The following is a 12,214-nucleotide window of genomic DNA, read 5'->3' as shown; positions in this document are numbered from 1 at the left end:
TTGCCCCGAGGAGGCTCGCCGCTCGCCCGCGGAAAGCGAAGCCAATTCCACTTTAATATAGATAGCTATATACAAAATATTAATATAAATATTCATCTATTTTGCCTTTTTCAGTGCCATCTTGTAAAAGTAAGGTTATTTTTCTATATGAAATAAAGTTGCATACAGGAAACACTCTGCATACAATGAACAAAACGTCTAAATAAGAGAGGTATGCGGATGGATGGAAGTGTTTTATATGCACTGGGGTTAACTTTATTTGCTGGATTAGCAACAGGTGTTGGAAGCCTTATCGCATTCTTTACTTCGAGGACAAACACAAAGTTTTTATCATTTGCACTAGGGTTTTCAGCAGGTGTCATGATTTATGTGTCACTTGTGGAGATTTTCGTAAAGGCTAAGCTTGCACTTGTAAATGAATTAGGGACGAGGCAAGGTTACTTATTAACAGTAATAGGATTCTTCGGTGGGATGCTGCTAATTGCATTGATTGATAAACTTATTCCGAAGCAAGGAAATCCTCATGAAGTGAAGATGGTAGAAGATTTGCAAAAGGGTCCATCAAATGACGATTATGCAAAACTGATGAAAATGGGAATCTTCACAGCATTAGCAATTGGTATTCACAATTTTCCAGAGGGGATTGCAACATTTGTTTCAGCTTTAAATGATCCAAATCTTGGTTTAGCTATTGCTATTGCTGTAGCTATTCATAATATTCCAGAAGGGATTGCTGTATCTGTACCGATTTTCTTTGCAACAGGTAACCGCAAGAAAGCATTTAAACTATCATTCTTATCTGGTTTGGCAGAACCAGTTGGAGCTTTTGTAGCATATCTACTTTTAATGCCATTTTTGAATGATGTAATGTTTGGGATGATTTTCGCTGGAGTTGCTGGGATTATGGTCTTTATTTCATTGGATGAATTATTACCAGCTGCACGAAAATATGATGAAGCACATTCATCTATTTATGGTGTTGTTTTAGGCATGATTGTGATGGCCATAAGTTTAGTATTATTGACATAAAGAAAAAATGAAAATAAGAAAGGGAACTACATCAGTTATTTATTTCACCAATGTAGTTCCCTTTTTGTTTAACATATAATTATTTGTTTGATGCCACTGTAAAGCGTTCGTTTACGTGTTTTGGGTTTTCGATTTCATCTAGTACTGCGATTGCGAAGTCAGCATATGATACGTAGCTTTCACCTTGTTCATTTACTAATAAGTGATCTTTTCCTTCGATATACTTACCTGTGCGTGGGCCTTCAGGATCGAAGAATGCTGATGGGCTTAAGAATGTCCAAGTAATAGTAGAAGCTTGTAAATCTGCTAAGTTTTGAGCTTGGTTAGATGCAGTTGCTTTAAACATATCAGGGAAATCAGGTGTTTCGATCACACGTACCGTTTTTTCAGGATCTACAAATAGGCTACCTGCGCCACCAACCACAAATAATTTAGTGTTTTTGGCATCTTTGAAGATTTCAATTAAATGACGGCCTGCTTCTACGTGAAGAGTTTCTTGACCGATTGGTGCTCCAAAAGCATTTACCACAACATCGAATCCATTAATATCTGCTGTTGTTAAGTCAAATACATCTTTTTCTAATGTTACTACTGATTGATCTTGTATTTTTGAAGCGTTACGAACGATTGCTGTCACTTCATGACCACGTGATACTGCTTCTGATATAATTCTGCTACCTGTTTTACCTGTTGCGCCGATAATTCCAATTTTCATTATAAATTCCTCCTAAAATGGGTGTTTGTCAAATGTAACAAATCTAGTTACAGGTTGGGCGAGAAAATAGACCGTCCCTTATGGAAAGAGATGATCTAAAACGTCTTGTAATGTCTCTTCTTCTAATTTACTTTCCATTGCTTGCTGTACGGAACAGAATACATCATCTAATGTTGATTGTATTTGTTTACCAACTGCACAATTAGGATTTGGTTTGTCATGAATGGCAAATAAATCTTCGGGTGCTTGTACAGCACGATAGATATCTAATAATGTAATGTCCTTTGGAGATACCATAAGATCATAACCTGATATTCCCGCATGTGAAGCGATTAAACCCGCTTTTTTCAACTGACTACAAATACGTCGAATCACAACTGGATTTGTATTGACACTACTAGCGATAAAATCTGATGTTAATGTATGTGTATCTTTTGTCGAAGCAATCAATGAAAGTATGTGAATAGCGACAGAGAACCGACTGTTTACCATGGGCTCACCACCTGTTTGTAACTATCATAGTTACAACTGGACGGAATGTCAAATAAAATGTTCGTGAGTTTCCATCTAGACAGAAAAAAACGAGCACCATTTTATGATGGCACTCGGTAAATAAATTATTCAACAAGTTCTGAGATTGTTACTTGTACACCCTTTGTATCGACGTGTACAGCTTTAATATCATAGCTTGGGAATAATGGCTTCATTCTCGCAACAAAGCTTTCTACACGGTCTTTAGAAATAAGTGAGATGAGAGTAGGGCCAGCACCACTAATAGCAGTACCATAAGCTCCCGCGTCTTTAGCTATTTGTCGGATTTCATGATAGTTTGGAATTAAATTTGCGCGGAAAGGCTCGTGGAACAAATCATGTTCCATAAATTCACCTGCACGTTTGTAATCTTTTAATATTAACGCAGCAGTTAGCATATTAGCGTTTGCACTTGCATGAACTGCATAAGCTTTATCATAATTTGCAGGTAACACTTTACGAGCTTCTTCCGTTTTCAATTTTACATTTGGAATAAAAACAGCAAATGCTGCGTCAATATCTTGTACGTTAATTAATTCAAGTTGTCCATTTGGTAATGTTGCGCCAATTGTTAGACCACCACATACAGAAGCAGATGCATTATCTGGGTGTCCTTCCATTTTAGAAGCTAAACGACAACGTTCATCAATCGTTAGGTTTAAGTCGCATATTTGATTTGTAATTTCAATACCAGCTACAATTGCAGAAGCACTACTACCAAGTCCACGAGCTAAAGGCAATTCACTCCACATATCAACTTTACAAGGAGGTAAACTAACGTTATAGCGTTCTGCAGTTTCATTTGCTACTTTATAAATTAAATGATCTTCTACTGTGAATTTTTCTGGAAGGTGAACTGAATGATGAACAAATTCCCATCGGTCATGGATTGTAACATCTAAATTAAGATATAGACCTAAAGCTAATCCTATTGAATCGAATCCTGGTCCGAGGTTAGCTGTACTACCAGGGACAGAAATTGACCATTTTCTACTCATACTAATCCCTCAATATATTTGCGAATTTCTTCTTCGTCATTTGGTAATGAAACCATGTCAACAACGGAAGCTTTCACAGCTGTATCTGGATCTTTTAATCCATTACCTGTTAATACGGCAACTACACGACTACCTTTTGGAATAGAACCATTTGCAACTGATTGGAAGACTCCTGCAACTGAAGCAGCAGATCCTGGTTCAGCAAAAACGCCTTCTTTAGAAGCAATTTGGCGATATGCATTTAAAATCTCTTCATCTGTAACTGATCCAATTTTACCTTCAGATTCATCACGCGCAGCTTCCGCTAACTTCCAACTTGCTGGATTACCGATACGAATAGCAGTTGCAATTGTTTCAGGATGTGCTATTGGTTCACCTTTTACGATTGCAGCAGCACCTTCAGCTTCGAAGCCAAACATCTTTGGTAATTTTGTTCCTTTTTTCTCATGGTATTCTTTGAAACCTTTCCAGTAAGCACTAATGTTACCGGCATTACCAACGGGAATAGCTAGAATATCAGGTGCATCACCTAACTGATCGCAAACTTCAAATGCAGCCGTTTTTTGTCCTTCTAATCGATATGGGTTTACAGAGTTAACCAATGTAACGGCCGTTGTTTCACTAATATCTCGCACAACTTGTAATGCTTCGTCAAAGTTACCGTCGATTTCAATGATTTTCGCACCGTACATGTAAGCTTGAGCAAGTTTACCAGCTGCAACTTTTCCTTTTGGAATTACAATAATTGCTTGGATACCTGCGCGAGCAGCATATGCAGCAGCAGCGGCAGAAGTGTTACCAGTTGAAGCGCAAATGACACATTTACTACCTTCCTCGATTGCCTTTGCTACAGCCATTACCATTCCACGGTCTTTAAAGGAGCCAGTTGGATTTAATCCTTCAAATTTCACATGCAAATCAATTCCTAGCTCTTTTGATAATGTATCTAAATGAATAAGAGGTGTATTACCTTCATGTAATGTTAAAGCAGGTGTTTTGTCTGTTACAGGTAAAAATTCTTTATAGTGATCTAAAAGGCCCTTCCACATATGTAACATTCTCCTTTTTATAAATCTTTTTATGTTCATTCTAAAAATACAATTGTTTTTCTATAAGAGACATTTTAACGCATTTTAGGTCTTGTTTTCAATAGCTTCTATATAAATTTTCGAAACTATTTGAATTTATTTTACATCTTGTCACAAAATATATTTCTGTGTATAGTTATATTTACAAGTTAGTTTACAAGTGTAAAGACACATGGAGGCGTGTATAGTTATGAGACAAGTAGTAAATGTACAGTCGGTTTCACGCAATAAATTACTAGGTGTAGCAGGTATCGGTTGGCTATTTGATGCACTTGATGTTGGGATTCTATCATTTATTATTGCAGCACTTGCAAAAGATTGGAATTTAACAACTGAACAGATGGGGTGGATCGGGAGTGTAAACTCAATTGGTATGGCAGTAGGTGCCTTAGTATTTGGTATTTTTGCTGACCGGATTGGTCGAAAGTCTGTATTTATTTGGACATTAGTTATTTTTTCAGTAGCAAGTGGATTGTCCGCTTTTTCATCTACTTTAACTATTTTTATGGTATTACGCTTTTTCGTCGGAATGGGTCTTGGTGGGGAATTACCAGTTGCCTCGACATTAGTTTCTGAAAATGTAGAAGCCCATGAAAGAGGAAGAGTTGTCGTATTATTAGAAAGCTTCTGGGCTGTAGGATGGTTATTAGCAGCACTTATTTCGTACTTTGTAATTCCACAATATGGTTGGCGCGTAGCACTTATCTTAACAGCAATTCCAGCGATTTATGCAGTATACTTACGGTTACATTTACCTGACTCACAACAATTTACAGCGAATAAGAATCCATCAAGAAGTGTATTACAGAATCTAAAAGATGTTTGGTCAAAACCTTATGTGAAACCAACGCTTATGTTATGGATTGTTTGGTTCACAGTTGTATTTTCTTATTATGGAATGTTTTTATGGTTACCAAGCGTCATGGTTTTGAAAGGTTTTAGTCTAATTAAAAGTTTCGAATATGTTCTAGTCATGACGTTAGCACAGTTACCAGGGTATTTCACTGCTGCATGGCTGATTGAAAAGGTAGGGAGAAAATTCGTATTAGCTACCTATTTATTTGGTACAGCTATTAGTGCTCTTATATTCGGTTTAACAGATGTAACATGGATTCTAATAGTTTCCGGAATGTTATTATCATTCTTTAACTTAGGAGCATGGGGCGCACTCTATGCCTATACTCCTGAACAATATCCAACTGTTATAAGAGGCACTGGGGTAGGGATGGCAGCTTCGGTTGGCCGATTAGGCGGAATTTTTGGGCCATTACTTGTTGGATCATTAATGGCAAAAGAAGTTTCTATTGGGTGGATTTTCTCTATTTTTTGTGTAGCAATTATAATTGGAATCGTAGCAATACTATCCTTAGGAAAAGAAACAAAACAAGAAATCTTACAATGATGTTCGGATCGATGTTATTAATCTTAGGACAGAAAATCAAATAATAACTAAATATAGAATTCAAAAGACCGGCAAATACAAAATGCCAGTCTCCAGATTATCGGCGAAAGGTATCGAGATGACGTTCTCTCGATACCTTTTGTTATTTTTAATATATAAACAGACATATTCAGTTAGAATCGGTTCAATCCACGAAACTCAGCTCTCAATCCACAGAAAATCATGTTTTATCCACGAAATAAGAATTCCTATCCACAAAAATATGGAATGTATCCACGAAACAGACAATTTAAGTCATCAATCTGGCTTTAAAATTCGAAATTCTACGAGTTTGTACAGTCTCTTTTTGTCTAATACACAGGGTAATTCTTGTACTAGATATTTGTACTTTGTGAATTCAATAACTTAAAATGTGATGTTTTTTATAACTTTTATGAATAGACAAGATTAGAACACTAGCAAATCGGGAAATACTTAGGCTTAAGAGTAAGTGTTTTCAAAGTAACTCGAGTAGAAATGATTATTTCTACTATTTAAGAGGGAGGGTTCTTAAAATGAGCAACAAAGACAATAAAGATATTTCAAGACGTGACTTCCTGAAAACAACCGGTATTGCTACAGGAACATTAATCGGTGGAGGTTTAATCGGTGGATTGATTGGCTATAACACGAACAAAACAGCTGTGCCAACCAAACCTTCAAACATCGGCCCACACAATACCACGAACAAAACAGCTGAAACGAGCGAAGGTAAAATGTTCTTTACTACAGATAAAGATTTTAACATTGTAGCTACTGCAACTGAACGTATCTTCCCTAAAGACGATTTGGGACCAGGTGCTATCGATTTAGGTGTGCCTTATTTTATCGACCGTCAATTAGCAGGACAATATGGTAGTAACTCAAAAGAATATATGCAAGGACCTTTCAGTGTAGGTTTACCTACACAAGGTTATCAAACTCGTTTAACCCGTGCAGATATCTTCAGACAAGGTATTGAAAAATTGGATACTGAGGCTCAAAAACGTTACAACAAAAGCTTCACAGATATTTCAGATAAAGAACGCGATGTGATTTTAACCGCTTTCCAAAAAGATGAAGTTAAAATGCAAGGTGTTACTGCAAGCTTCTTCTTTAACTTACTTCGTTCAGCAACGTTAGAAGGTGCATATTCTGATCCACTGTATGGTGGTAATAGAAACATGGAAGGCTGGAAAATGAAAGGTTTTCCTGGTCACCAAATGTCTTATATTAACGTGATTGAAAAGCCAGGATTCCAAAAAATTGAACCTAGATCACTAGGGATGCATTAATTTAGGAGGTTGTAACAATGGCTAAAACTATGCCAAAAGTTGATGTTGTAACTGTCGGTGTTGGTTGGACAGGCGGTATTGTTGCTGCTGAATGTACAAAAGCTGGCATGAAAGTTGTAGGACTTGAAAGAGGTAAATCACGTGGGACTGTAAATTTTGCCAACGTGCATGATGAATACCGTTATGCAATTCGTTATGATTTAATGCAAGATTTATCAAAAGAAACGGTTACTTTCCGTAACAATCGTAAACAACAAGCATTACCTATGCGCCAATTAGGTTCATTCTTACTGGGCGAAGGTCTTGGTGGTGCTGGCACTCACTGGAATGGACAAACATTCCGTTTCATGCCATATGACTTTGAGGTCAAGACCATGACGGATAAAAAATATGGCAAGAATTTCTTAGGAGCAGGTTACCAATACCAAGACTGGGGGCTGAACTATGATCAGATGGAGCCATACTTCGATAAATTCGAAAAAACTGCAGGAATTAGTGGTGAAGAGAACCCTCTAGGACCAAAACGTTCAGATAAATATCCAAACGGACCTATGAAAAAAACACCATTGCTTCAAAAGTTCGAAAAAGCATCAAAAAAATTAGGCTACCATCCATACATGATACCTTCAGCAAACTTGTCTGCACCATACAAAAACCCATACGGTGAAACAATTAATGCTTGCCAATACTGTGGCTTCTGTGAACGTTTCGGTTGTGAATATGGTGCAAAATCTTCTCCAGAAGTAGCAGTTATTCCAGCTGCTTTGAAAACCGGAAAATTTGAAGTGCGTTTTGACTCGAATGTTGTTGAGGTTCTAACGAAAGGTGGTAAAGCAACAGGTGTTAGATATATAGATACAGTTACAGGCGAAGAATTTATCCAACCTGCAGATGTTGTTGTACTAACTTCATACATGATGAACAATGCAAAGTTATTAATGCTATCCAAAATTGGTACAATGTATGATCCTGCCACCGGTAGAGGTACACTTGGACGTAACTATTGCTATCAAATTATGCCGGGAGCAACAGGATTCTTTGATGAACAATTCAATGTATTTATGGGAGCAGGATCACTAGGTGAATGTTTAGATGACTTTAATGGTGATAACTTCGATCACTCTAAACTAGGATTTATCCACGGTGCTAATATTGCGTTAACGCAATTAGGTCTCCGTCCTATTGGGAATAACCCAACACATATCGATACACCAACATGGGGAGCGGCATTCAAAAAAGATTCTATTACGAACTATACACGTTCATTAAGTGTTGCAGGTCAAGGTGCTTCGATTCCTTACAAAGAAAACTTCTTGACTTTAGACAATAGATACAAGGATGTCTACGGTGTTCCATTATTACAAGTAAACTATGATTTCACTGATCAAGATAAAAAACTACACAAATTCATTTCTGCAAAATGTGGAGATATCCTAAAAGAAATGGGTTCTAAAAAAGTTGAAGTTCGTGGAGAACTTACAAACTACAACATTGTACCTTACCAATCTACTCACAATACGGGTGGTACTGTCATGAGTAAAACACCAGATGAAGGCGTTGTTAATAACTATCTACAACATTGGGATTGCGAAAATCTATTTGCAGTTGGTGCTGGTGCATTTGCTCATAACTCTGGTTTTAACCCAACTGATACAGTAGGTGCTTTAGCATTTCGTTGTGCTGAAGGTATTATTAAATACTCTAAAAAAGGTGGTTCATTAGTTTAATAACAGTATAGTTATTAAACCAATGAACCGAAAAAGGAGGATTGAGCCATGGGGTTTAATGCAATTGGCGTTCCAGGGTTAATCGTTATCTTAATAATTGTATTAATCGTTTTTGGTCCAAGGAAATTGCCTGAAATTGGAGCTGCAGTAGGTAAAACTTTTTCAGAATTTAAAAAGTCAACTCGGGGTTTGATAGAAGATGATGATGATACGAAAAAGGAAAAATCAACTTCTGATAAAAAGGAAATTTAACTAGAGGGTGTTCGTATGGATCCGTATGAAGAAAATGCAAAAAAAGTACTCAGCCCTTTGGATAAAATTAGTGATGATAATATAGAAGAAATAGAGAAAGAACAAACAGTGGATGAGACTTCTCATGAAACAGAAGTCTCTGAGGCTGAATCTACTTTTCTTGCAAATATTGAACAAGAGGAAGAAGTAATCGATGATCATCCTTTAGCTAATGTAAGTAAGGCATTTGTTGAACATTTAGCTGACCTAAGAAAACAATTAATTAAAGGTATAGCTATTTTTATTGTATTTTTCATCATTGTACTGTCTACTGTGAATAAATGGCTTCCATATGTAACAAGAGGACATAAATTGGTCATTTTAGGCCCACTTGAAGTGATTAAATTCTATATGTCAATCTCTACTACATTAGCACTGGGTCTATCCTTACCCTTCTTAATGCATTTTGTATGGACTTTTATTAAACCAGGATTGAAGGAAAATGAAAAAGGATTTCTAGGATTATATTCTCCAGTAATGCTTGTTTTATTTATAATGGGTATAGCATTTGGTTATTTTGTTCTACACCCGCTAAGTTACGATTTTCTTGTTGGAATAGGTGAATCAAACTTTAACGTAATGATTTCAGCTAGTCAGTATATGAGTTTTCTTATTTTGACTACTGTACCTGTAGGTTTGATGTTTGAATTACCGATTATAGCGATGTTTTTATCGACAATAGGAATTCTGACTTCGGAGACGATCAAAAAGACCAGAAGATGGGCGTATGTTATTATGGGTGTTCTTTCTGCATTAATTACACCTTCTCCAGACTTTTTCAGCCAAATCATTCTACTTATTCCAATGATATTATTATATGAAATCAGTATTTTATTAGTAAAAAAAATCGAACATAAACAAGTTGCGAAAATGGAAGAGGGGAGTTCTAACTCATAGTTTTAGTCATTTCACTTCTATCCGGCTTGTCCAATGATGAACCTTCGATAAATGGTTTGAGTTTAGGCTCATTCATTTGAAATTAGCAGTTGGATGAGCCTTTTACATTGGTTAAATTTTAGAGACCACATATAAAGAATTTGCATAATTGCAATTCTCGAATATGTGGTCTTTTTATAGTTGCAATAAATTATAAAACGAGAAATTTTGGTACGATGATTGTTTATTTTGTATACTTACCTCATTGGTGAAATAATTATATAAATGAATCAATTTCGTAACTCCATTTTCACTGTGATGTGGAATTAGCTTCGCTTTCCGCGGGCGAACTGACAAGCCTCCTCGCTTGTGCTCCTGCATCGCTTCGCTAGCTTCGTCGCAGAGAAAATCTCGCTGTGGGGTCTCGTCTGGCTCGCATTCCCGCAGGAGTCTTCGCTAATTCCACATCAACAGAGATAGCAATACCAGATTTTTATTATAAATTTTCATCTTTTTTACTAGGAATTTGAATGAATTTCAAGGAGTCGCCGTCTTTCGCTCCACACTGAATAAAACTGGATATCAATAAATGTTATATTTTTTATGGATTTTGTATTATGAAATTGATTTAAACAGGGGGAATATCATGTCTGAAAAGTATATTATGGCTTTAGATCAAGGTACGACTAGTTCTCGTGCAATTTTATTTGATGAGTTAGGTAACATCTTCCATACTGCACAAAAAGAATTTCCACAATATTTCCCACAAGCAGGTTGGGTAGAACATAATCCGGAAGAAATTTGGAGTTCTATTCTATCGGTTATTGCTAGTGTACTGTCTGAAAAGAATGTAAGCGCTGACCAAGTTAAAGGTATTGGTATTACAAATCAAAGAGAAACAACCGTTGTATGGGATAAAAATACTGGAGTACCCGTATACAATGCAATTGTATGGCAATCACGCCAAACTGCAGAAATATGTGAAGAATTAAAAGGGAAAGGATATAGCGATTTATTTCGTAAAAAAACGGGTCTTTTAATCGACGCATACTTCTCGGGTACAAAAGTAAAATGGATATTAGATCATGTTGAAGGAGCCCGTGCTAAGGCTGAAAACGGCGATCTATTATTTGGTACTATTGATACTTGGCTAATTTGGAAGTTAACAGGTGGTAAAGTACATGTTACGGATTATTCCAATGCGTCACGAACATTAATGTATAATATCCATGAATTAAAGTGGGATGAGGAATTATTAAATATTCTAGGAGTACCTTCTTCTATGCTACCAGAAGTTCGTCCTTCATCTGAAATCTATGGAACAACAAGTACCACTCATTTCTTCGGACAAGAGGCTCCAATCGCTGGTGTAGCAGGGGATCAACAAGCAGCACTATTTGGCCAAGCATGCTTTGAAAAAGGGATGGTTAAGAACACTTATGGGACTGGTTGCTTCATGTTGATGAACACTGGCGAGCAAGCGGTTATATCTGAAAATGGTTTATTAACTACTATTGCTTGGGGTATTGATGGTAAAGTAAATTACGCATTAGAAGGTAGTATTTTCGTAGCAGGTTCAGCTATTCAATGGTTACGAGACGGTTTACGCATGTTCCGAACGGCTGCAGAAAGTGAACGTTATGCAGAAAAGGTCGATTCTACTGAAGGAGTGTATGTAGTCCCTGCATTTGTTGGTTTAGGCACTCCATACTGGGATAGTGATGTTAGAGGAGCAGTATTTGGCTTAACTCGTGGAACTCAAAAAGAACATTTTATCCGTGCAACCGTAGAATCTCTTGCATATCAAACAAAAGATGTATTAGATGCAATGGAAGTAGACTCGGGTCTCTCTTTAAAAACTTTGCGTGTAGATGGTGGAGTTGTTGCGAATAACTTCTTAATGCAGTTCCAATCTGATTTATTGAATGTTCCTGTAGAGCGTCCATCTATTAGCGAAACAACAGCTCTAGGGGCTGCATATCTCGCAGGAATTGCAGTTGGATTCTGGGAAAACACAGAAACTATTAAAAAACACTGGAATTTAAACAAACAATTTAATCCAAAAATGAATGAACAAAGACGCCAAGAATTATACACTGGTTGGCAAAAAGCCATTCGTGCTGCACAAGCGTTTAAATAGTAAAATTTTGAGAACTTAGTTGAATAGAAAAGCTTGCTACTACTATAAAGTGGCAAGCTTTTTTTGATATTATTTATGGAAATATTTTGCTAGTATGTTTTATA

At 36.7% G+C, this 12,214-nt stretch carries 11 protein-coding genes; 7 read left to right on the top strand and 4 right to left on the bottom strand.

Annotated elements, in window-relative coordinates; translation table 11 throughout:
• The first annotated feature begins 219 nt into the window (after positions 1-219).
• Positions 220-1,029: a zinc transporter ZupT gene (gene zupT / locus ABE048_RS17030; protein ID WP_430312465.1), complete on the top strand. Its 810-nt coding sequence runs from the start codon at positions 220-222 to the stop codon at positions 1,027-1,029.
• A 79-nt stretch (positions 1,030-1,108) separates the two neighbouring features.
• Here the strand turns inward: zupT and ABE048_RS17025 are convergent, their stop codons facing one another.
• The 4 genes from ABE048_RS17025 to thrC form a co-directional block, all read right to left on the bottom strand.
• A complete protein-coding gene (locus tag ABE048_RS17025; protein ID WP_430312464.1) occupies positions 1,109-1,744 on the bottom strand; it encodes an NAD(P)-dependent oxidoreductase in 636 nt (211 codons plus the stop codon).
• Positions 1,745-1,822: 78 nt separating this feature from the next.
• Positions 1,823-2,236: an Rrf2 family transcriptional regulator gene (locus ABE048_RS17020; protein ID WP_430312463.1), complete on the bottom strand. Its 414-nt coding sequence runs from the start codon at positions 2,234-2,236 to the stop codon at positions 1,823-1,825.
• 125 nt (positions 2,237-2,361) lie between these two features.
• Entirely contained in the window at positions 2,362-3,273 is a 912-nt protein-coding gene (gene thrB, locus ABE048_RS17015; RefSeq protein WP_430312462.1) for a homoserine kinase, read from the bottom strand.
• Positions 3,270-4,322, bottom strand: coding sequence for a threonine synthase (thrC, locus tag ABE048_RS17010; RefSeq protein WP_430312461.1), 1,053 nt, complete (start codon positions 4,320-4,322; stop codon positions 3,270-3,272). Before thrC ends, thrB begins: the two co-directional genes overlap by 4 nt.
• 229 nt (positions 4,323-4,551) lie before the next feature.
• Between thrC and ABE048_RS17005 the strand changes: the two genes are divergently transcribed.
• The 6 genes from ABE048_RS17005 (at position 4,552) to glpK (ending at position 12,110) form a co-directional block, all read left to right on the top strand.
• Positions 4,552-5,763: an MFS transporter gene (locus ABE048_RS17005; protein WP_430312460.1), complete on the top strand. Its 1,212-nt coding sequence runs from the start codon at positions 4,552-4,554 to the stop codon at positions 5,761-5,763.
• Positions 5,764-6,317: 554 nt separating this feature from the next.
• On the top strand, positions 6,318-7,076 hold the full coding sequence (locus ABE048_RS17000) for a gluconate 2-dehydrogenase subunit 3 family protein (protein ID WP_430312459.1): 759 nt from the start codon (positions 6,318-6,320) through the stop codon (positions 7,074-7,076).
• A 17-nt stretch (positions 7,077-7,093) separates the two neighbouring features.
• A complete protein-coding gene (locus ABE048_RS16995; RefSeq protein WP_430312458.1) occupies positions 7,094-8,803 on the top strand; it encodes a GMC family oxidoreductase in 1,710 nt (569 codons plus the stop codon).
• A 48-nt stretch (positions 8,804-8,851) separates the two neighbouring features.
• Entirely contained in the window at positions 8,852-9,055 is a 204-nt protein-coding gene (gene tatA / locus ABE048_RS16990) for a twin-arginine translocase TatA/TatE family subunit (RefSeq protein ID WP_430312457.1), read from the top strand.
• A 15-nt stretch (positions 9,056-9,070) separates the two neighbouring features.
• A complete protein-coding gene (gene tatC / locus ABE048_RS16985; protein WP_430312456.1) occupies positions 9,071-9,991 on the top strand; it encodes a twin-arginine translocase subunit TatC in 921 nt (306 codons plus the stop codon).
• Positions 9,992-10,616: 625 nt separating this feature from the next.
• Positions 10,617-12,110, top strand: a complete 1,494-nt coding sequence (gene glpK / locus ABE048_RS16980) for a glycerol kinase GlpK (RefSeq protein ID WP_430312455.1) — start codon at positions 10,617-10,619, stop codon at positions 12,108-12,110.
• Positions 12,111-12,214: the final 104 nt, after the last annotated feature.

This window comes from Rummeliibacillus pycnus, assembly GCF_050459865.1.
Lineage (GTDB): Bacteria > Bacillota > Bacilli > Bacillales_A > Planococcaceae > Rummeliibacillus > Rummeliibacillus pycnus_B.
The sequence above is the reverse complement of the archived record's forward strand: the minus strand, read 5'-3'. Positions and strand labels throughout refer to the sequence as shown.